Origin of the sequence: Polynucleobacter sp. es-GGE-1, assembly GCF_018882005.1 — a bacterium.
Lineage (GTDB): Bacteria > Pseudomonadota > Gammaproteobacteria > Burkholderiales > Burkholderiaceae > Polynucleobacter.
The window spans coordinates 48,641-69,659 of record NZ_JACVPE010000006.1 but is presented as its reverse complement, the minus strand read 5'-3'; the positions used below and the strand labels follow the sequence as shown (position 1 = coordinate 69,659).

Annotated in this window: 25 protein-coding genes; 11 read left to right on the top strand and 14 right to left on the bottom strand. The window is 45.4% G+C overall.

The genetic code is table 11. From position 1 onward, the window contains the following. Positions 1–5 precede the first annotated feature (5 nt). Genes ygiD through ICN35_RS05240 form a run of 3 tightly spaced genes read right to left on the bottom strand, consistent with a single transcriptional unit; the run spans position 6 to position 1,144 of the window. Positions 6–785: a 4,5-DOPA dioxygenase extradiol gene (gene ygiD, locus ICN35_RS05250; protein WP_216124882.1), complete on the bottom strand. Its 780-nt coding sequence runs from the start codon at positions 783–785 to the stop codon at positions 6–8. 9 nt (positions 786–794) lie between these two features. Beyond that, on the bottom strand, positions 795–932 hold the full coding sequence (locus ICN35_RS05245; protein ID WP_172793433.1) for a hypothetical protein: 138 nt from the start codon (positions 930–932) through the stop codon (positions 795–797). Positions 933–976: 44 nt separating this feature from the next. Continuing rightward, positions 977–1,144 (bottom strand): hypothetical protein, encoded by a 168-nt coding sequence (locus ICN35_RS05240; RefSeq protein ID WP_215318599.1) that lies wholly within the window; start codon positions 1,142–1,144, stop codon positions 977–979. 28 nt (positions 1,145–1,172) lie between these two features. On the opposite strand from ICN35_RS05240, the gene ICN35_RS05235 reads away from it, so the two are divergent. Both ICN35_RS05235 and ICN35_RS05230 read left to right on the top strand, forming a co-directional pair. Next, on the top strand, positions 1,173–1,838 hold the full coding sequence (locus ICN35_RS05235) for a site-2 protease family protein (RefSeq protein WP_215295519.1): 666 nt from the start codon (positions 1,173–1,175) through the stop codon (positions 1,836–1,838). An 86-nt stretch (positions 1,839–1,924) separates the two neighbouring features. Next, a complete protein-coding gene (locus ICN35_RS05230; RefSeq protein ID WP_215295521.1) occupies positions 1,925–2,377 on the top strand; it encodes a cytochrome c in 453 nt (150 codons plus the stop codon). A 5-nt stretch (positions 2,378–2,382) separates the two neighbouring features. Here ICN35_RS05230 and ICN35_RS05225 read toward each other — a convergent pair whose 3' ends face one another. Further along, on the bottom strand, positions 2,383–3,063 hold the full coding sequence (locus tag ICN35_RS05225) for a cytochrome b/b6 domain-containing protein (protein ID WP_216124881.1): 681 nt from the start codon (positions 3,061–3,063) through the stop codon (positions 2,383–2,385). A 42-nt stretch (positions 3,064–3,105) separates the two neighbouring features. On the opposite strand from ICN35_RS05225, the gene ICN35_RS05220 reads away from it, so the two are divergent. Beyond that, entirely contained in the window at positions 3,106–4,311 is a 1,206-nt protein-coding gene (locus ICN35_RS05220) for an MFS transporter (protein ID WP_216124880.1), read from the top strand. A gap of 24 nt (positions 4,312–4,335) precedes the next feature. On the opposite strand, the gene ICN35_RS05215 is transcribed toward ICN35_RS05220, so the two are convergent. Continuing rightward, complete coding sequence (locus ICN35_RS05215; protein ID WP_216124879.1) at positions 4,336–5,277, bottom strand: 3-hydroxyacyl-CoA dehydrogenase family protein; 942 nt, start codon at positions 5,275–5,277, stop codon at positions 4,336–4,338. 84 nt (positions 5,278–5,361) lie between these two features. Between ICN35_RS05215 and ICN35_RS05210 the strand changes: the two genes are divergently transcribed. The 4 genes from ICN35_RS05210 to ICN35_RS05195 all read left to right on the top strand — a co-directional run bounded on the left by ICN35_RS05210 (position 5,362) and on the right by ICN35_RS05195 (position 10,294). Next, positions 5,362–6,291 carry a 2-hydroxyacid dehydrogenase gene (locus tag ICN35_RS05210; protein WP_216124878.1) on the top strand — a complete coding sequence of 310 codons (930 nt, stop codon included), beginning with the start codon at positions 5,362–5,364 and terminating at the stop codon, positions 6,289–6,291. 11 nt (positions 6,292–6,302) lie between these two features. Beyond that, positions 6,303–7,229, top strand: a complete 927-nt coding sequence (locus tag ICN35_RS05205; RefSeq protein ID WP_216124876.1) for a dihydrodipicolinate synthase family protein — start codon at positions 6,303–6,305, stop codon at positions 7,227–7,229. Positions 7,230–7,264: 35 nt separating this feature from the next. Continuing rightward, the gene (locus ICN35_RS05200; RefSeq protein ID WP_215295533.1) at positions 7,265–8,215 is read left to right on the top strand and encodes a TAXI family TRAP transporter solute-binding subunit; all 951 of its coding nucleotides are present in this window, start codon (positions 7,265–7,267) and stop codon (positions 8,213–8,215) included. A 66-nt stretch (positions 8,216–8,281) separates the two neighbouring features. Next, entirely contained in the window at positions 8,282–10,294 is a 2,013-nt protein-coding gene (locus ICN35_RS05195; protein WP_215318609.1) for a TRAP transporter fused permease subunit, read from the top strand. A gap of 105 nt (positions 10,295–10,399) precedes the next feature. On the opposite strand, the gene ICN35_RS05190 is transcribed toward ICN35_RS05195, so the two are convergent. Beyond that, entirely contained in the window at positions 10,400–11,533 is a 1,134-nt protein-coding gene (locus ICN35_RS05190) for a mandelate racemase/muconate lactonizing enzyme family protein (protein ID WP_216124874.1), read from the bottom strand. A gap of 352 nt (positions 11,534–11,885) precedes the next feature. Between ICN35_RS05190 and ICN35_RS05185 the strand changes: the two genes are divergently transcribed. Further along, positions 11,886–13,115, top strand: a complete 1,230-nt coding sequence (locus ICN35_RS05185) for a M23 family metallopeptidase (protein ID WP_255535722.1) — start codon at positions 11,886–11,888, stop codon at positions 13,113–13,115. A 63-nt stretch (positions 13,116–13,178) separates the two neighbouring features. Here the strand turns inward: ICN35_RS05185 and ICN35_RS05180 are convergent, their stop codons facing one another. Continuing rightward, positions 13,179–13,619 (bottom strand): universal stress protein, encoded by a 441-nt coding sequence (locus ICN35_RS05180; protein ID WP_215295537.1) that lies wholly within the window; start codon positions 13,617–13,619, stop codon positions 13,179–13,181. A gap of 86 nt (positions 13,620–13,705) precedes the next feature. Here ICN35_RS05180 and ICN35_RS05175 point away from each other — a divergent pair, with 86 nt between their 5' ends. Both ICN35_RS05175 and ICN35_RS05170 read left to right on the top strand, forming a co-directional pair. Beyond that, on the top strand, positions 13,706–14,107 hold the full coding sequence (locus tag ICN35_RS05175) for a DUF2177 family protein (RefSeq protein ID WP_215295539.1): 402 nt from the start codon (positions 13,706–13,708) through the stop codon (positions 14,105–14,107). 7 nt (positions 14,108–14,114) lie between these two features. After that, entirely contained in the window at positions 14,115–15,743 is a 1,629-nt protein-coding gene (locus ICN35_RS05170) for a SulP family inorganic anion transporter (RefSeq protein WP_216124872.1), read from the top strand. Here the strand turns inward: ICN35_RS05170 and ICN35_RS05165 are convergent. Continuing rightward, on the bottom strand, positions 15,740–16,459 hold the full coding sequence (locus ICN35_RS05165) for a sulfite exporter TauE/SafE family protein (RefSeq protein WP_216124870.1): 720 nt from the start codon (positions 16,457–16,459) through the stop codon (positions 15,740–15,742). The two genes, ICN35_RS05170 and ICN35_RS05165, sit on opposite strands and share 4 nt — an antisense overlap. 73 nt (positions 16,460–16,532) lie before the next feature. Here ICN35_RS05165 and ICN35_RS05160 point away from each other — a divergent pair, with 73 nt between their 5' ends. After that, positions 16,533–17,309 carry a helix-turn-helix domain-containing protein gene (locus ICN35_RS05160; RefSeq protein WP_216124868.1) on the top strand — a complete coding sequence of 259 codons (777 nt, stop codon included), beginning with the start codon at positions 16,533–16,535 and terminating at the stop codon, positions 17,307–17,309. On the opposite strand, the gene ICN35_RS05155 is transcribed toward ICN35_RS05160, so the two are convergent. From ICN35_RS05155 to ccoO, 6 genes are read right to left on the bottom strand one after another with little or no spacing between them, the layout of a single operon-like run. Continuing rightward, positions 17,306–17,566, bottom strand: a complete 261-nt coding sequence (locus tag ICN35_RS05155; protein ID WP_216124866.1) for a hypothetical protein — start codon at positions 17,564–17,566, stop codon at positions 17,306–17,308. The two genes, ICN35_RS05160 and ICN35_RS05155, sit on opposite strands and share 4 nt — an antisense overlap. Continuing rightward, a complete protein-coding gene (locus tag ICN35_RS05150) occupies positions 17,563–17,766 on the bottom strand; it encodes a FixH family protein (protein WP_255535721.1) in 204 nt (67 codons plus the stop codon). The genes ICN35_RS05155 and ICN35_RS05150 overlap by 4 nt, the downstream gene beginning before the upstream one ends. 30 nt (positions 17,767–17,796) lie before the next feature. After that, entirely contained in the window at positions 17,797–19,254 is a 1,458-nt protein-coding gene (gene ccoG / locus ICN35_RS05145) for a cytochrome c oxidase accessory protein CcoG (protein WP_216124862.1), read from the bottom strand. A 3-nt stretch (positions 19,255–19,257) separates the two neighbouring features. Continuing rightward, on the bottom strand, positions 19,258–20,184 hold the full coding sequence (gene ccoP / locus ICN35_RS05140) for a cytochrome-c oxidase, cbb3-type subunit III (protein WP_216124860.1): 927 nt from the start codon (positions 20,182–20,184) through the stop codon (positions 19,258–19,260). Beyond that, positions 20,181–20,348, bottom strand: a complete 168-nt coding sequence (locus ICN35_RS05135; RefSeq protein WP_216124859.1) for a CcoQ/FixQ family Cbb3-type cytochrome c oxidase assembly chaperone — start codon at positions 20,346–20,348, stop codon at positions 20,181–20,183. Before ICN35_RS05135 ends, ccoP begins: the two co-directional genes overlap by 4 nt. Positions 20,349–20,368: 20 nt before the next feature. Continuing rightward, a complete protein-coding gene (gene ccoO / locus ICN35_RS05130; RefSeq protein WP_216124857.1) occupies positions 20,369–21,019 on the bottom strand; it encodes a cytochrome-c oxidase, cbb3-type subunit II in 651 nt (216 codons plus the stop codon).

The following is a 21,019-nucleotide window of genomic DNA, read 5'->3' as shown; positions in this document are numbered from 1 at the left end:
TTTCTTTATTGAACAGAAAAGCTGAGCATACTGATCGAACGCATTTCGATACCATCAACAAATACTTTGGCATGCTCACCGTCTTGTTGTAATGCTAGGGTATATAAAGCAGGCCAGTAGTGCTCTGCAGTCGGAATTGATAGATGGGCAGCCTCACCATACTTTTCCCAATCGATCAGAGGTTCATGGCGATTGGCAAGAATCTCGGTAGCAAAGAATTCACTAAATTCTTTCGCCCACGGGTAAGGTTGCGCATTCTCTTGCCAATGAATCGTGCGCAAGTTGTGCACCACATTCCCGCTAGACAGAATCAGAATATTTTCATCACGCAAAGGTCTTAACTGCTTTGCTAATTCATAATGCTCGCGCGCTGACATAGACCCATCTAAACTCAATTGCACCACTGGCACATCTGCATTGGGATAGAGGTACTTCAAAACAGACCAGGCGCCATGATCAATGCCCCATTCATTCTCTTCAAGTACTACGGGTATATTGAATAGCTCTTGAACGCGATCCGCGAGAGCAGGACTGCCCACTGCTGGATATTCAATTTCAAAGAGTGCTTGCGGAAATCCGCCGAAGTCATGAATGGTTTTAGGTTTTGCCATTGCGGTAACCCAAGTACCTCGAGTGACCCAATGCGCCGAAATCACCAAAATGGCGTCAGGACGTTTGAGTGATTTTCCTAGAGCAGCCCAAGCCGCAGTAAAACGATTGGGCTCTATAGCGTACATCGGACTGCCATGGCCAGCAAATACAGCAGGTTGGCGATGGCTAGTCATGAAGACTAATTAACCGAATACGTAACCAGTATGAGCAGCTACCAATGCAAACAAAATCGCCAAGCTAGTTGCAGCAGCCAACATCACGATCAAAGTAATGATCTTTTTGTTAACTTCTTCTTTAGATTCGTTGTGCCATTCGTTCATGCTAAATCCTCTGTATGCGCATTAATAATGAGTGCAATTATCCACTATCGACCGCGGCCGGCCTTGCGCATCATCCCTTTTCCGCCGCCAAAGCCTGCCTGAGGCCTACCAGCAGGTCCAGATGGGCCTTTTGGTGCTGGTGGACGGGCTGGGGGTTTAGCCACTACAGGTTTAGCTGGGTTTTTTGGGTCGGGTTTTTTATCGTCAGTCACTTTGAGCTCCTATGGATATCATATTGCCATGATTACTGACTATTCTATCCAAGCCGTCGCCATTAATGCGATTCCCCTCATTTTTGCTATCACCATCCATGAGGCAGCCCATGGGTATGCAGCCCGTAAATTTGGCGATAACACCGCCTATATGCTTGGCCGAGTGAGCCTCAATCCCGCCAAACATATAGATCCCGTTGGCACGATCTTGATTCCCTTGGTCCTTATTTTGACTGGATCGCCCTTCTTGGTTGGCTACGCCAAACCCGTGCCTGTGAATTTTGGACGCTTGCGAAACCCTAGAATGGACTCTATTTGGGTTGCCTTAGCGGGACCTGGCTCAAACTTTTTTCAAGCCCTGATTTGGGCGATCTTGCTTATCCTATTGTTAGGTTTTGGCATGAATGAGAAATTCTTTATCTCAATGGCTCAAGCCGGTATTACCTGGAATTTGGGTCTCCTGGTATTCAATCTTTTTCCTTTGCCACCCTTAGATGGTGGACGTATTCTTTCCAGTCTGCTCCCCGCCCGTCAATCGATTGCTTTAGGCAGACTAGAGCCTTGGGGATTTTTTATCGTTCTCGGGCTGGTCTTTACTGGAATCATCGGTAGCCTCTGGATGGAACCCTTGATGGCTTTTTTCAAATGGATCGTTTACCTGCTGACGATCCCGCTCCAAATGATCTTTTCATAGGACGGTCAAACAAAAGTCATCATTCTGGAGTATGCTAATTTCACAGTAGGCGGTCTCCATTAACGAATATATCTCAAGAGGTTCCCATGAAGCTACAGAAAATTATTTTAGCGAGCACGGCAGTAGTCTTGGCAATTGGTGCCGGCGCTGCGATTGCACAATTTCAAAAACCAGAAGATGCCATTAAGTATCGCCAAAGCACCTTCACTGTTATAGGCAACTCTTTTGGAAAAATCGGCGCTGTCGTTAAAGGTGAAGCTCCCTATAACAAAGATGAAGTCGCTAAAAATGCTGCGATCGTTGCTATGCTTTCTACCTTACCTTGGCAAGCATTTGGCCCAGGTACTGAGGGTGGTAAAGCGCAGTCTGATATTTGGTCTGATAACGCCAAGTTCAAAGCTGCTTCTGAAAAAATGCAACTAGCAGCAGTCGATCTCAATAAGGCTGCTCAGTCTGGTGATTTAGAGAGTATCAAAAAAGCATTTGGCGCCGCTGGTCAAACCTGTAAAGGTTGTCACGACGATTTCAGAAAAAAATAATCTGCTTATTTAGTAATGAAATAAGCTACCGCAAGGGCTATAGCACTAACAAGCACCAAGGCTAGAGTACGTTGCAAGCCTCCATCTTTGGAGGGTTGACCCAAGTCAGAAAGCATATATTTTGCTTCCTCGCTTGGGTCGATTTCTTTATCGCCGCTCAGCATAGGTTTAATTAAGTCTTCATTTTTGTATTTCCTGTAAAACCAAATGGCAGCGATATGAATCGTAATCAAGGTATAGATCACGACTTGATTGCCTTCGTGAATTTGAGATAAAAAAGAAACTACTGCATTGGGCACATATTTAGACAAGGGTCCTTGAAAGGCGATCTCATCATCAACAAATAAACCCGTTAATACTTGAACACTTAAAACCAAGAGCAACGCAAAAACGGAGAGAGCGCCTACAGGGTTATGCCCCAAAACGCGGAGAGACTTTCCTTGTAGGTAGTCGAAAATAGCAGCACGCTTAGGAAAGAAGTTGGCAAAGCGGGCATGTCTAGATCCCACAAAGCCCCAGATGACTCTAAAAATCAATAAACTCAAAACGCTGTAACCAAAATAAGCATGCCATTCAATAGCGTTACCACCGAGGTTAACGCTAATCAGACTGCCGGCAATGCAAAGCACTAGCAGCCAGTGAAATAAGCGGATTGGTAAATCCCAAACACGAATTGATTTCTTCATAGCATGAAGAATAAAGCAGAAACTCCCTTAAACTCATTAAAAATGAACCCAAGTAAAGCCTTTAGAACCCTGCTGCTCTACCGTATTGGCGCAACACTCAGTTACCAAATTACGATGGTGGCGGTGGGTTGGCATATTTATGAGATTACCAATAGCGTAGTTTCCTTAGGTCTCATTGGCTTAGCTGAATTGGTACCGTACTTTCTGCTGGCACTCTATGCGGGCCATGCGGTAGATCACTACTCTCGCAAACTCATCGCAGCGATTGCCTGTCTCATTCATATTGGGGTCGCTTTATTTCTGACGGCGATTGCGCTTGGCTGGGTGGCACCACCCGTTCCTTTAATTTACACCGCGATTGCCTTGATTGGTGCAGGCCGCGCCTTGTTAAGACCCGCCTATACCGCTATCTTTGGACAAATTATTCCTAGAGAGCATTTACCACGCTATACCGCCTACGCATCTTCTGCATTTCAAATTTGCGTAGTCGCTGGTCCTGGCTTAGGCGGTCTGATGATTGGGTTTGCAGGACTAGAGTGGACCTATCTTCTCGCTGGGCTTTGTGGGGCTATTGGTTTGTATGGCATCACCTACATACATGCACCACAAGAAAAAATGAGCCAGCTCTCAGGACATTTCTTTAAAAGCTTCTTAGAGGGGTTTGATTATGTTCGTAAGCATGAACTCATCTTGAGCATCATGGCATTGGATATGTTTGCCGTATTGTTTGGTGGTGCTGTTTCAATCCTGCCAGCTTTTGTAAAAGAGGTTTTGGATGCGGGACCAGAAGCTTTAGGCATTCTGCGCGCTGCGCCAGCAGCGGGCGCAGTCATTACTGGCATCTACTTGGCTAAGCGGCCATTACTAACAGATTCAGGCAAGCACTTGTTGCTCTCAGTAGGAGGCTTTGGTTTAGCCATTATTGCTTTTGGTCTTTCCAGTGATCTATGGGTTTGTGCCGTCTTCTTATTTATTTCGGGCTGCTGTGATTCAGTCTCGGTCGTGATTCGCGGCAGCATTATGCAACTCACTACTCCGGATCACATGCGCGGTCGAATCAGCGCCATTAATGGGATCTTTATTGGGTCCTCAAATGAATTAGGCGCGCTAGAGTCAGGCATCGCAGCGAGCATGATGGGCTTGGTACCATCGGTTGTATTTGGGGGGGTTGCGACCATTGCAATCGTACTGATTACCTATCGACTCGCACCACACCTCAGTAAACTCCATCTCAAAGATATTTCCTAAAGATGGAGTTTGGTTTAGCTAGGCTTATTTGATTTCTGGTAAATCTTTTTGAATAATCTTCAGGCCTTCACGCAAGGCATCTTGATATCGCTCACGTTCGGCTTTAATAGATTCAGCAGTCCATGAATAAAAACCTTCACCCGTCTTCATGCCAAACTTTCCACTCTCCACCCGCTCGCTTAAGCACTTAGCAATCGTAGTTGAATTATTTAGCGTGGGATAAATCGTCGCTCCACCAGCAGCATGAATCTCTAGACCCGCATGGTCTCTTTGCATTGCCGGTCCAGCGGCAATATAACGGAAGCCAAATCCATAGCGTACTGCCTTATCAATATCTTCTGGAGTGCAAATACCAGCATCGACCATCGAAAATGCCTCACGCGATAAAGCATGTTGCAAACGATTTGCTAAGAAGCCAGGCAAATCTTTTTTGACCGTTACAGGCACCATGCCACATGCAGTCATCAAACGAGTCAGGCTATCGCCAACTAGGGGTGAAGTTTTTGCACCGTAGATCACTTCCACGCAAGGAATCAAATGGGCCGGCATAAAAAAATGTAAACCAATCATGCGCGCAGCTGTTTTTAATCCGCTAGCGATTTCGCTAATTGGAAAACTCGTACTATTGCTAGCCAATACTGCTTCTGGCTTTGCGTACTTCTCTAGCTTGGCAAATAATTCACGCTTAATATCTAGACGCTCCGGAACACACTCAATTACCAGGTCAATCTCTGCCCAATCGACCTCTTCCAGAGATCCAGCAACAGACAACAAGTGAATACGATTTTCATAACCCAAATCGGTCATGGTGTTCACAAAGTAATCTGGTAACAGGGCACGACGCTCTGTGGTCGGCTCGACTACTTGCACAGCACAACCACCACGCGCGCAGACTGCGGCGACATCGGCCCCCATCGTTCCGCCGCCGACGACAACTACTTTGGTTTCAGCTGGGGTAAACAACATGACATATTCTCCTAGAGGGGAGGACTTTTCTGCAAAAATCCTCATACAATGGAATCATTATTCCAATAAAAAATAGAGACAGACATGATCCCCGTCAATTCGGTGCTGCAGGTCGGCCATTTTCCTGAGATTATGCAGGCGGAAATCGATCGCCGCTTTACGCCAACCCGACACCCCGACATTAATGCGGCACCCCCCGCTGGAAACTTCGAGGCTATCTTGATTCGGTCCAATACCAAATTACCTGAAGCCCTGGTCAAACAAATTCCCAGTATTAGACTGGTATCCACCTGCGGCGTGGGTTACGACAATCTCCCCCTAGGCTACCTTCAGGCACAGGGAATCAAGGCCACCAATACCCCTGGCGTTCTGAATGATGCCGTTTGTGAGTTGGCGATTGGCATGATGCTCAGCCTCATGCGGCGCCTTCCTGAATCTCAAGAGTATGTCAAAAGCAATGCTTGGGCTAAAGCCCCGTTTCGCTTAACCACCACCTTGGCAGGCAAACGGGTTGGGATCGCTGGTATGGGTCGCATCGGCCAAGACCTAGCCAAACGTTTAGAGCCATTTAAGGTCGAGATTGCGTATTCTGGGCCAAATCCAAAGCAGGTTCCTTATACCTATTTCAAAGAGATCACAGATTTAGCTAGGGCTTGTGATGTTCTGTTTTTGGCCTGCCCAGCAACACCTGATACGGATAACTTGGTTGACACTGCCGTTTTAGAAGCACTTGGACCCTCGTCATACTTAATCAATATCGCTCGCGGAAGCGTGGTTAACGAAGCCGCTCTTTTATATGCACTGCAGCATAAACAAATTGCTGGCGCCGCCCTGGACGTGTTTAATAATGAGCCCTGCCCTAATCCTGCCTTTCTGGATCTGGATAATGTTCTACTGACACCCCATATCGGTAGCGCTACCTTGGAAACACGAGTAGCTATGACGAACTTAGCAGTAGATAATTTAGAAGCTTTCTTTACACAACAACCACTTCTTTCAGAAGTTCATTATTAATTGGAGTCAGCATGACCATTTCTTTACATCCCTCTACTTTGCCAGCGGTGTTATCACCAGTTTTGACGCCATTCAAAGCAGACGGTAGTCCAGATGCCCAGAAATTACTAAAGCAATGTCAATGGTTAGAAACCAATGGCGTAGGTCAAGCCATCTTTGGTACAAACTCAGAAGCAAATTCTATGTCTGCTACGCAAAAGATGAATACGCTCACTGCGCTGATTGAAGGTGGTTTAAATCCAAAGCATATGATGCCCGGTACTGGTTCTACCTCGATCGAGAGTACTTATCGGATGACTGCTCATGCATTGAGCTATCAATGTGCAGGCGTATTAATGTTGCCACCCTTCTATTACAAAGACATTAATGATGATGGTCTGTTTGCTTATTTCTCTGAAGTGATTCAGAAGGTAGGCAGCTCAGGATTACAGATTTATATCTATAACATTCCGCCAGTGACTAAAATCAACTTAAGCTTGTCACTACTCGAGCGCTTGACAAAAGAATATCCAAAGACAGTCGTTGGGATGAAAGATAGCTCGGGCGATTGGGAATATACAGAGTCCGTGATTAAGCTCTTGGCGCCACATGGCTTCCGCGTCTACGCTGGTAGTGAAGTATTCTTGATGCGCACGCTGCGCGCCGGTGGCGTTGGCTGCATCTCTGCTACTGCAAACGTTAATCCACAAGCGATTGCTGACCTTGCGACACATTGGAGAGAATCTAATGCAGATGAACGTCAAGCAGCCTTAGATAAAGTGCGTAGCGTCTTTGCAAAATATCAAATGATTGCCGGTATGAAAACAGCAGTAGCACACTACAGCAATGATCCAGAATGGTTGCGTGTACGCCCACCACTAATGCAATTGAGTGCGGAACAGCAAGCTCAGCTGCTCAGTGAGTTAAAGCAAATTAACTTCAGCATGCCAGGTCTTTAATCAATACCTCTTCATAAGATCAATAGGAGACACCAATGAAATTACTAAAGCTCATTGCCTTATCGCTCAGTTTTATATGGGCTAGCGCATATGCACAAAACATCTCGATTGCAACCGGTGGTACTGGTGGCGTTTACTACCCAATGGGTGGCGGCCTTGCTGCCATGCTCTCAAGTAAAGTACCGGGTATGTCAGTTACGGCGGAAGTCACTGGTGGCTCTGTGGATAACTTAAAACTGGTTGGCACTGGCAAGCCTTACGTTGCCTTCTCTATGGCTGATGCCGCCAAAGATGCATCAGTGGGTGACGATAAATTTAAAGACAAGCCAGTCGATTTACGGACCTTGCTCATACTGTATCCAAACCTCATGCACGTCGCTACCGTTGAGTCTACTGGCATCAAAACCATGAAGGATTTGAAAGGTAAACGCGTTAGTACAGGTGCCCCAGGAAGCGCCACTGAAGTCATGGCCTTCCGCTTGCTAGAGGCTGCAGGTCTAGACAAAGATAAAGATGTAAAACGTGAGCGCTTGAGCGTTGCTGAATCTGTCAATGCAGTAAAAGATCGCAAGATTGATGCTTTCTTTTGGGTGGGTGGCTTACCCACTGCAGCTGTTACTGATTTAGCGAATAGCCCAGGCATGAAAATCGTGATGGTTGATACCGCTGCTGAAGTTCCTGCTATGAACAAAAAATATGGCAACCTTTACTTCCCGGCTGTGATTACCAAGCAAACCTACAGTGGTATGGCGAAAGATAATAATGTTGCCGCCGTTGCAAATCTGCTGGTTGTAAACTCATCTATGCCTGATGCAGAGGCATACAAAATCGTCAAGGCTATTTTTGATAATCAACTTGAACTAGTGCGCTCACATGCGGAGTTCAGAAATATTAAATTAGAGAGCCAAAAATCTAATGCAACACCAGTTGCGTATCATCCAGGCGCATTAAAGTACCTTAAAGAAAAAGGTGTCAAGGTAAACTAAGCCATATCGGGGTGAGTTAATCTCACCCCTTCTGCTTTTAAGTGGTACATCAATATAGGTTGAAGCATGAATCAGAACGTCATCGACAATGAAACCCAAGAGAAATTAGACGCTTTTATTAAGCAAGAGGAAGGCGACTCTAATGACTACAAAGGCTTATTGGCCAAGTTCATTACTTTAGTTGCTGTCGGTATGTCTTTGTTTCACCTGTATGCCGCCTACTCGATTGTTCCAACTCAACAGTTACGGGTTATTCACGTTGCCTTAGTGTTGTTCCTGGTGTTCTTAAGCTTTCCGCTGGCAGCTCGCTTTAAAAATAAGTTGATGTTTTGGGATGTTTTGTTTGCCCTAGGATCAGTAGCTATTTCTTATTACATCCTGAGTGGTGGTGATGACTTCATGGATCGCAATACCGCCCCAAATCCTACTGACGTCATCATCGGGATTGGCCTCATTCTATTGATCCTAGAAAGTGTGCGCAGAACAAACGGCATGGTTCTAGTGACCGTTACAGTGCTCTTTTTGCTTTATGCCCTCTTTGGCAACTATCTGCCTGCGCCATGGACACACAAAGGCTATGGCCTCGATCGTCTAGTTGGTTACATGTATATGAGTCTTGAGGGAATCTATGGCACTGCGGTCGATGTCTCTGCAACCCTCATTATTCTCTTTACGATTTTTGGCGCCTTCCTGCAATTTACTGGGGCTGGCAAATTCTTTATCGATTTCTCTTTTGCTGCAATGGGTGGCAAATCCTCTGGTGTAGGCAGAACCATTGTTCTCTCTTCTTTCTTAATGGGTGGTCCATCAGGATCCGGTGTTGCAACTACCGTTACCGTAGGCTCTGTTGCCGCTCCCATGCTGGATAAAGTTGGTTACGAAAAAAATGCTGCGGGCGGACTGTTAGCTGCTGGTGGACTTGGCGCGATCATCTCGCCACCCGTTTTGGGTGCCGCAGCGTTCTTGATTGCAGACTTCCTGAAAATTTCCTATTTGGATGTTTTGCTCATGGCAACCATCCCCACCATTTTGTTTTATCTTGGTTTATTTGTAATGGTCGAAATTGATGTTCGTAAATATGGCATGAAGAACATCCATTTTGAATCTGCCGAATCTGCTTGGGAATTAACAAAAAAATATTGGTTTCACTTTTTCTCGCTGATCTCGATTGTGGTGTTTATGATGTTTGGCTTCTCACCAGTCATGTCGGTATTTTGGGCCACCGTAGTGTCCGCCTTCTCCAGCATGTTGCGAGAAGATACAGCCATCATTCCTTGGGCTTGGTTTAAAGGCAAGGAACCTATCTTGGCAGGACTGTATAACTCCAACCTCACCAAGGCCCTGGCCTCAGGCTCCACCGGCGTATTGGCCATTGCTGCAACCTGCGCTGGTGCTGGCCTGATCGTAGGTACAGTCACCTTAACGGGTTTAGGACTGAAATTTAGTTCGATTGTGATTCAGTATGCAGGCGGCTCTTTATTGCTCACCGCCATCTTCACCGCCTTAATTGTTTGGATTGTGGGTCTGGCCGTTCCAGTCACTGCTTCTTACATTATTTGTGCAGTGATTGCCGCGCCAGCCTTAATTAATTTAGGGGTGCCTGCATTTGCTGCTCATATGTTCATCTTCTATTACGCTGTTCTCTCTGAGGTGTCTCCTCCAACTGCTTTATCTCCGTTTGCAGCCGCCGCTATTTGTAAAGGCAATCCTTATAAGACAACATTACAAACCTGGAAATATGTTGCTCCAGCCATTCTGGTGCCATTCATGTTTGTTTTAGATAAATCTGGTGTGAGCTTGCTCTTGATGGGATCAAGCAGCGCCCTCGAGCAAGCAGACTGGATGCAGATTGCGTGGATTTCCTTCACTGCAGTGGTGGGCATTATCTGTTTAGCTGGTGGCCTACAAGGCTGGTTTATTGAGAAAACCAAATCCTTCGAACGTATCATCATGGTGATCTCTGGCGTGGCTTTAGCTTATCCATCCACTGAGGCAGATCTGATTGGCTTTATTGGTTTTGGCTTGGTCTTGGTTACCCAAATGATGACTTATTACAAGCTCAATCGAAAGCCTTCCTAAACACTGTTGAGCATCAATATGAATACCCTAGTTTCATTTATAAAGCCCGCAATTGCGGGCTTTATTTTTACTCAGTGTATCTAGCTTACTTTAATGTGACTAAGCTTAAGAGATCTTGGTCCAAGGTGTTTTGCCAGCATATTTCTGAACTGCAGCTTCATCAAACTCAAAACCCAGTCCCGGAGTCTTGTGCAAAATCAAATCGCCATTCTTAAATGTTAGTTGCTTATTAATTAAGCGGCGAAAGTTCAGCACTTGATCATCCAAGAAAAACTCAACAAAGCGAGCATTGGGTGTTGCAGCTACAAGAGGAGCATGGAGATCATGCATCCAATGAGGGCAAACAGTGATGCCCTTAACATCGGCATAAGCAGAGATACGGCGCCACTCCGTAATACCGCCACAAACCGCTGCATCAGATTGCAAAATCGCTGCACCACCAGCATCAATCAACTCTCTAAAGCGCCAACGACCTGCCTCCATCTCACCGGTCGCTACATTAATCTTGGTTTGACGTGCTAAAGCAGCATGCAGATCAATCGCGTCAGGTGAAAATGGCTCTTCAATCCAATAAGGGTTGTAAGCCTCAAAGCGTCTGACATACTCCAGCGCAGTAGGCAGATCACGCCAAGCATTATTCGCATCCAAAGTCAGCAGAATGTCATCTCCAATTGCCTTGCGTGCAGCCTTCACGCGCGCTTCTTCTTCAGCAGGAGAGAGGCGCCCTACTTTCATTTTGACTGCTTTAAAGCCCTGCTTAACGTAGGATTCCATTTCCTTACCAAGTTTGGCAGGGGTCTTACCTTCTAAGTAATAACCGCCGCTGGCATAAGCGGGTACGCGATCATCTACTACTGAGCCAAGATAATGATGCAAAGGCAAACCGGCAGCTCGAGCATTGAGATCCCAAAGTGCTGTATCTAAAATAGAGATCCCGCGCATCACAGCACCAGTGCGTCCCTGCAAAATGGATTCGTTATACATATCCATCCACAGGCCTTCGCTCCGATGACTATTTTGACCAATCAACTTGGGCGCAAGTAATTGCTCAACAGCAATCTTCGCAATATCACCGCCAGCGCTACCAACATAGCAAAAACCAATTCCCTCATTACCATCCTTACCGCGAACTTTAACTAAGCAATAGTGACGCTCAGAGACGGCCCGGGTTGAAAATGAGGTGACTTTATCCAAAGGTACAGCCACTGAGGTGACTTGCACAGACTCGATGATCGGCATCCGAACTCCTTCATAAAAAAAATATTGTAGCCAGTATTGAAATACTGGGTTTACGTCATTTGTGGGGTTAATTTATTGCAGCACAACAAAATTATCAGAGTGGCAGTCCACATTATTAGATAATTGCATAGTGAATAAAAAAGTAAGCGCTCATTACCGCCTCGTCAAAGGGATAGCGCTCCTACTGGGAAATAGCTTACTCAGCCTCTCTATTGGATTGAGCCCCATAGTACATGCGCAGACTAGTCAGACCCAAAAGTCAAATCAAAGCCGTACCAAAGTGTATGTTCAAAACACGAAGCAAGTAGGATTTAAAGATAAATCCGCAGGGTCTAGCTCAAAGATCAATAGCATGAGCTTAAATCCATCGGTCATCCAAAGAAAAGATCCTAGTGAACTCATGCTCGATAGCGATGCCAACTTGGACTATCGAGTCATACAGGGATGTCTGCGGCGCAGCTTTAATGATGCTAATTTGCCATCAAGCATCGGTATTGATAATCGCCAATTTTCTGAGTTCTTTAAAAATCAGACTAAAGGATTTTTTGACAAGATGCGGGGCGATTGCATTCCGTATGCAGTGGCATTTACAACGCGCAATCGTTTTGACTCATTAAGTATCATGAATGGTCCTGTACAGGATGATAAAACGGAAGTTTGGACATTTACACCATCTGCTTTTGGTGGATTCTTAGTACAACAAGATCTTCTCAGAAATGAATCCAAAAACCTGACAGAAATTCGGGTGCCTTTAAGAGAAGTTTTATATGACCCACGCAAACTAGGCGATAAGTTACCAGTGGAATTAGTCTGGGAGCTGAACTCCATCATCAAGCAGATTTACCCAGAGGACAATAATTCGCTTGAAAATACTAATAGCGTTGTGCGACTCATTATCGACTTTGGTGACCGCGAAAGATGGGCGCAGATTTGGGCTGTTGAGATTATCGATCCCAATAATAAAGAAGTATTTGCTAGCGCCTTTTGGGTCGAACGGAGTGATATACCTGGCGGCTTCTTTACCAGTGGCGGTGAATCCCTTGAGCGCTCTTTCTGGACTAACCCACTAAGCTATCGACGCATCTCCCGCGGAGTGGGTATGGTACGCGCCGGCAAAGCGAAACGCCCCAAGAGTAATACTGCCGTTGTCCAACCAGCACCAGCCAAGCAGCGCTATCGCACCCATATGGGAATTGATTACGCAGCGCCGATTGGCACACCAATCTTTAGCGTAGCCAACGGTAAAGTAGCGCATCTTGGCTATAACGGCGCATTTGGCAATCTGATTGTTTTAGAGCATCCGGGTGGCTATCGCACTTTCTATGCGCACTTAAGTAATTACAATCCAGAACTTGAGTTAGGAAATGAAGTGCGTCGTGGCCTTGAAATTGGCTACGTTGGATCTACCGGGCGATCAACTGGACCCCATCTCCATTTTGAACTGAGAAAAGATGGTGTTTACATTGACCCCTATTCAAGCAAAACACAACTCGATCTATGGTCAATGCGGGATAGCGAAAGTGGACAACTCACAAGAGAGGTTTTACTACTAGGCAGCCCACTTGCTTATCAAGCCAAGTAATCCTTAGCTCCGCAAATAAATAGGGCCCAATGGGGCCCTATTCTTTTGACAATATTTGAGTTATTAACCAAGCACGAGCACAGGTAACTTAGAGTGCACAATGACTTCGTGGGTTTCGCTACCTAATAAAACACCTTTGATACCGGTGCGTTTATGAGAAGCCATCACAATCACATCTGCTTTTGCTTTTTTGGCGCCATCTAAAATACCTTCAGCAAGATTTGTATTAGAGATATGCAAGGACTTAGCCTTGATACTTGCGCCGAGGCTGGTAGCTGCCTTTTTGAAAACATCTTTTGCATAGGCTTCACAAACTTTTTGATGCTCTTTTGCAGAGACTCCGTAGCCCATCGAGCTGTCGGAATACACCAAAGGAGGTAATGGATCAGATACGTATACCAAGGTTACGGCAGCGCCATCTGCCTTAGCAAGTTCTGCAACCTTTTTTAAAGACTTTTTGCTGACCTCTGAACCGTCAACCGGTACTAATAAATGCTTAAACATATCTACCCCCTTAAATTGAACTAATAACGTTCTCTTTCTATGATAATACTTATTATTAATCTATAAAAGATCAAAGGGGAACTTAATTGCTCAAGTATCTAGGAATCTACTTTACTTTTTTAATCACCCTCCTTGCGGTGGATTTAACGTGGCTTTTAGGAATCGCAAAGAACCTCTATCGCGAGGAAATGGGCGATCTCATGGCTAGCGAACCCAAACTCATTGCCGGCTTAGCGTTTTACCTTCTCTATGCTTTAGGCGTCTGTATTTTTGTTATTGCACCTGCACTCTCAAAACAGTCTCTGATCTATGCACTGCAATATGGTGCCCTCTTTGGATTTTTTTGCTACATGACCTACGACCTGACAAATCTAGCGGTCATTCGAGACTTCCCTACCAAATTAGCATTCGTTGATATTGCCTGGGGATCTGTAGTAACAGGTCTCTCTGCAGGATTGGCGTATTGGGTAGGCGATCGACTGTCTTAAAACAAAGATGTTTTTTCATCCCAGAATTCTAGACTCATTTAAGGGCTATAACAGCACCTTATTAACCAAGGATGTTTTAGCAGGCTTAACAGTAGGTGTCGTAGCGCTGCCTTTGGCTATGGCTTTTGCGATTGCCAGCGGGCTTAAACCCGAAGCGGGAATTTTTACCGCCATTATTGCTGGCGGTCTCATTTCACTATTGGGAGGAAGTCGCGTTCAAATCGGTGGACCAGCCGGTGCATTCATTGTGGTTGTATACGGCATTGTTGAACGCTATGGCATCCCTAATTTATTGCTAGCTACAGCAATGTCTGGGGTGTTCCTTTTATTAATGGGAATATTCAGACTGGGTACTCTGGTGCGATTTATTCCGATTGCTGTCATCATTGGCTTTACAAATGGCATTGCCTGCTTAATCGGTCTATCGCAAATCAAAGATTTCTTTGGTTTAAAGATTGAGAAAATGCCTGCTCAATTTTTTCAGTCGATTCACGCTTTATACAACGCAGCAGATACGGTCAACCCCACTGCACTAAGTTTGGCCTGCGGAAGTCTAGCCATCATTATTGGCTGGAAAAAAATTCAGAAGCATTTAGGCTGGCTCTGCCATCTTCCAGGCACAGTCGTAGCAATGTTTCTAGCTACTCTCATTACCGCTCTCTTTAACTTGCCAGCCGATACGATTGGTAGTCGATTTGGTGGCATCCCTTCGAGTCTCCCCCATTTTGAATGGATCTCAATTGGTTGGGGCACAGCACAATTTATGGTGGTCCCTGCTTTAACACTAGCGCTACTCGGCGCTATTGAGTCTCTACTCTGTGCACGCATTGCCGACAGCTTAATACATGATCGTCACGAATCCAATCAAGAGCTGATGGCACAAGGTATTGCTAATTTAGTGACCCCATTTTTTGGCGGAATGCCCGCAACTGGCACTATTGCCCGGACTGTCACCAACATCGAAAGTGGTGGCAGATCACCGCTAGCAGGCGTTGTTCATGCGCTTACTTTATTGCTTGTGGTGCTGTTTGCTGCTCCTCTGGCAAAAAATATTCCTTTGGCTAGCTTGGCTGCAATCCTAATGTATGTCGCTTGGAATATGGGTGAATGGAAAAAGTTTGTGGACTTAAAACAATTCCGACTACCTTATCAACTCACTATTGTGAGTGTATTTTTGCTCACAGTGATTTTAGATCTTACTGTCGCAGTACAGGTAGGTCTACTCTTTGCCTTTATCACTTTTATCTATCGCATCTCAAGCCTATCACGTTGCGAGCTAGCGAATGCTAGCAACTTCAGTCAACTCGAAAATCAACAGGGTCGTATTGATGCCTATCGAATTTACGGTGCTATCTTTTTTGGAGCAGTCAAATTACTACAAAAGATTGAAGAAAAATTACCTTCTCAAGTTTTATTAATTGATCTGAAGAATGTAATCTATGTAGATACTTCTGGGATGGAAACTATTACTGAATTAGCGCATCTTTGCAAAATACGTAATATCAAACTGATCATCTGCGGTTTAGAGCATCAGCCTTATGAGATGGCACAGCGTAGTGGTTTCTTACAAACCTTGCCATTAGATTGTCTGTACCCAGATTTACTCTCAGGGATTGCTGCTGCAACACAGCACTAAGCGATACAGAAGCCGCCTTTCAGCAAGGCGTCAGGTAAAACCCAGGCACGATATAAACCAAATCCACCGGCAGTAAACAGCAGTAACACTGCTATGTAACGCACCCATACATAATGACCAAACTGGGTCAATACTGCCGAGAATTTAGAAATCAATAATAGATTGGGTAAGGTGCCAAAACCGAATGCCAGCATGATAGCCGCCCCAGTCAAAACATCGCCCGATAAAAAAGCTAAAGGCAGCACGCTATAAACTAAACCGCAAGGCACTAAACCCCAAAGCATGCCACTGAACCAACGAGATGGTCCACTAGCAAAACGACCCAAGTACTTAGCCCAGTAACTTGCGATCTGAGTGCTCAACCAGCGTCCACCAATCCGCCCCTCTGCCTTGCCAAAGCCTAGTAAACGAACGCCCATCAAAATCAGCAGCAAAGAAGTCAAAATAAAGAGCGATCTTTGGATTGGCAACAAACTCTGCTGCCAAACCACCACGCCGATCCAAGCCGCTAAGGCCCCTAGGAGACCATAAGTCGTGACACGTCCTAAATGCATGATGAGTTGGAGGTAAAAAAGCTCAGATTTAGTTCTTAAAGGGGTCTCTGAGGCTCTAGGACGTTCTATAGCAGTAGCAATGCCACCACACATCAAAGCGCAATGCCAGCCACTCACAAGAGCGCCCAAGAAAACGGCCAATATCAGCCCAGTGGTCAACATTTTGCTAGAAGAATAAAGAGATAAATTGGGTGTTCACTCTAGTAGAATAAACTGTCAGCATCATTATCCCAATATGAATTACAAGCCAACCGATACACCAAGCAGTAAATGCTCAGTCTGCGTGCTGGGTCAGTTTTGTCTTCCAGTTGGTCTGAGTAGTAGTGATGTATCAAAAGTAGATGCCTTAATTAAAGAGCGCGTGCATTTACAAAAAGGTGAAAGCCTCTACCGTCACGGCGACCCCTTAAGCTCAGTCTACAGCGTTCGCTTTGGTACCCTCAAAACAGAATACTGCCTTCAAGATGGCCGTCAACAGGTCATTGGTTTTCATCTTCCCGGCGAAATCTTGGGGCTCGATGGTATTGGCGAAGGTCACTATCAATCGGATGCGATTGCTTTAGAAGAAAGCGAAGTCTGCATCATCCGATATGATGCATTTGAAGATCTCGCACGCCAGATTCCGGTACTGCAAAATCAGTTTCATAAAATCATGAGTCGCGAGCTCACTCAAGATCAACGACATCTGCTTTCTTTGGGAACTATGCGCGCAGAAGAAAGATTGGCCGCTTTCTTACTCGGCCTCTCACAACGCTTAGCAGCACGCGGTTATCTCAATAATGAATTTGATTTAAGGATGAGTCGTGTAGAGATTGGTAGCTATCTCGGCATTCAAATTGAAACGGTAAGTCGCATGCTCTCACGCTTTGCTGAATTAGGTTTGGTCCAAATTAAGCAACGCCATATCAAATTGATTGACATGGATGGCTTATATGAACTGGCAGGCACCCCTAACCCTGATAGAACTATCTGCGTCAGTACCGACATCCCAGTTAAACACGCTGCAATCTAAATCAGGCCGCGATCGATCTCTTTGCTATCGGGGGACGCAATGCCCGGCAGAATATAGGCAGTTAAAGCGCTAGAAACGGCACAGAAGATCCAGATCGTAAAAAATCCAATGGTGTAAATACCTTCATCAGAGATTTCTGGGTGATACCCAAAAAATAAGAGCTCCTGTGGATGCACCACACTAAATAGCAGGCCTTCTGCCATAGCAGCCACCAAGAATGAAGGCCACAAGATCCAGATCAGTAAACGGTATTTCATTTTTTGACCTGCATCTCTTTGAGTTGCTCTACTTTTAAGCCCTGCTTCATGATGCCGTCACGCAAGGGCTGGTCAACATGCATAGTCAATGCTAACCAGATAGTAATGATGCAGCCAATCATAGCAACTGCTGGACCACTAATGAGTAGCCAAGGCCATAACTGCTTCCACCAAGGTTTGATAGTTTGCTGTTCAGTCATCTGCATCCTCTCCATCTTTTGGTCACTTACTTAACGGGGAATAATAAAAGTCGATTTCTCATCACGCTTTCTGGTGATCATTTCACTTCCAGAAAGTTCTTGAGCAATCACATCAAAATGAATAGGATAATTCCCGGGCTCATTAATACCAATTGCAGTGCTGACTTTAATTGGTATTAACAAGTTGCTCGCAGGGCCTACCTCAATATCAGAAATCACTTGGCCTTGAGAGTTCAAAACTTTCAACTCTTCTAAACCACTAGCTGTAACTTGAACCTGCATCTTATTTTCAGAAGCATTCATGATCTGAATACGATAAATATTCTCAATCCTTATGCCCTCAACCTCTCGCGCTAAGGCTCCTCGATCACGCATCACGTCGACGCGCAATGGGTTTCGAGTAGCCAAGGACACCAAGAAGGCAGACGCCAATAGGGTAATGAAGGCGGTATAAATTAATACTCGAGGACGCAAGATATAGCGAATGGCACTTTGATTGGATTTGCGATCCTCAACCGCACGTTCAGTGGTGTACCGAATCAAGCCTTTGGGATAATCTATTTTCTCCATCACCTGATCACAAGCATCAATACAGGCGCCACAACCAATACACATGTATTGCATACCATCGCGGATATCAATGCCCGTCGGACATACCTGCACGCAAATGCTGCAATCAACGCAATCACCCAAGCCTAACGAACTATGATCAGAAGACTTGCTGCGACTACCTCTTGGCTCGCCACGCACTTTGTCATAGGTCACCAAGAATGTATCCTTATCTACCATCACACTCTGGAAACGAGCATAAGGACACATGTACTTGCAAACTTGCTCACGCATAAATCCTGCATTACCCCAGGTAGCAAAACTATAAAAACAGAGCCAGAAGGTTTGCAATGGCCCCAGAGAAAGGTGAATGAGGGCTGAGCCTAAAGTCGTAATGGGCGTGAAATATCCAATAAAGGTGAAGCCCGTCCAAAAAGCAATTAACAACCAAAGGAAATGTTTACTGATCTTGAGACGCCATTTGCGAATACCCCATGGCCACTCTTCACCATCTAAACGAATCCGCGCAAAACGATCGCCCTCAACCTTACGCTCGATCCACATAAAAATTTCGGTATAGACCGTTTGCGGACAGGCATAACCACAAAATAATCGGCCCGCTACAGCGGTAAATAAAAACAAAGCTAAGGCAGACAGAATTAACAGAAGCGTGAGGTAAATCACATCTTGTGGCCAAAGCACGAGACCAAAGATATAAAACTTACGCTGAATTAAATCAAAGAGAACGGCTTGACGACCGTTCCAACTCACCCATGGCAAGCCATAAAACAATAGCTGGGTTGCAAATACGAGAATGAAGCGCCAGCGGGCAAAGAGTCCTGAAACTGAGCGCGGGTAAATCTTTCGCCGGACCTCGTAAAGAGATTCCTCAATTACTTCTATCGGAATAATCTTGCCGCCCGGCGAATAACTTGGCACTGCTTACTTAGCGGCTGCTGGCTGTTTATTGTTAGACAAGCCCCAAACATAGGCGGTTAACAACTGAATCTTCTCAGGACTTAACACCTTGTCTTGGGCAGGCATCATCGCCATGCGACCTTTGGTCACCGTCTCGATGATGGTTGCTTCAGAGCCACCATATAACCATGTTTTATCAGTCAAGTTAGGTGCGCCAAGAGCAATATTACCCTTGCCGTCTGCACCATGGCATGCAGTACAGTTGGACTTAAATACCTCTGCGCCACGAGCTACTTTCAGATCATCCACTGGCAAGCCAGATAGGCTGCGTATATAATTAGCAACATCAACAATTTGCTTGCTATCCAATTGCGGAAATGGAGGCATCACACCACCGCGACCATTAATAATCGTTGTCTTGATATTCTCCGGTGAACCGCCATAAAGCCAATCGCCATCCGTTAAGTTCGGAAAGCCTTTAGCGCCACCTGCATCAGAGCCATGGCATTGCGCGCATGAGTTCAAAAACAAACGTTGTCCCATTTCCCGTGCTTTTGGATCAGCAGCTACTTGCTCAATATCCATCTTTACGTATTGAGCGTAAACCGGCTTCAATTCATCGTTGGCGGTAGCCATGGATTTTATCAAAGCACCGTCAGTGCTGTAACCTAAGATGCCTGGATAAGACCCAAGTCCTGGGTAAAGAACTAAATAGACCAAAGCAAAGATACAAGAAATCAGGAACATCCACATCCACCAACGCGGCAATGGATTATTCAACTCACGAAGATCATCGTCCCATACATGACCAGTGTCAGCCACTTCACCGTCTGGCTTGAGTTTTACCTTGACTTTTAATTGGGAAAATAATAACCAGATGCACCAAACAATACCAACTAAAGTTACTAAGGCGATATAGACACTCCAACCGGCACCAAGAAAGTCACTCATGATTTATCCTTACTGAATTCATCGGGAAGATCGAACGGAAGTTCGGCGGACTCTTGATTGGCTGGCTGTCTTTTTGCAGACCAAGCCCACCAAATGATTCCTAAAAAAACTACCAAGCCAAGTACGGTAGAAATTGCTGAGAGATAAGGTGCGATATTTTGCATAGTTTTCTAGTTGCTAAGTGTTACTTAGCAACCACCTCGTCAACAATGATGTATCTACGGTTAACACCTAGACCTTGAAGGTATGCAACCAAGGCATCTAACTCCGTCTTACCTTCCAATTCTTTGGGTGCATTGGCAATTTCTTCATCTGTATAGGGAATACCTAAACGACGCATCGCAAGCATGTGAGATTGAATTGAGTCCGCATCAGCAGCATTCCTAGCCAAATAGGGGTATGCGGGCATATTTGATTCAGGAACGACGTCGCGTGGATTGTTCAAATGTATTTGATGCCATGCATCTGAATAGCGGCCCCCTACACGAGCCAAATCTGGACCAGTACGTTTGCTTCCCCAGAGAAATGGATGGTCATAAACAGACTCGCCAGCCAATGAGTAAGGGCCATAACGCTCTACTTCTGAACGTAGCGTACGAATCTGTTGTGAATGACAACCTAAGCAACCCTCGCGTTGATAGATATCGCGACCAGCCAAACGTAAAGCAGAGTAAGGCACTACACCAGGACTTGGCTCAGTTGTAGAGTGTTGGAAAAACAAAGGTACGATCTGCACCAAACCGGCAACCGAGATTGCCGCAATGGTAGCAATGATCAACCAACCAACATTACGCTCAAGTGTTTCGTGGGAGAAAAATCGACGTTGTTCTGACAT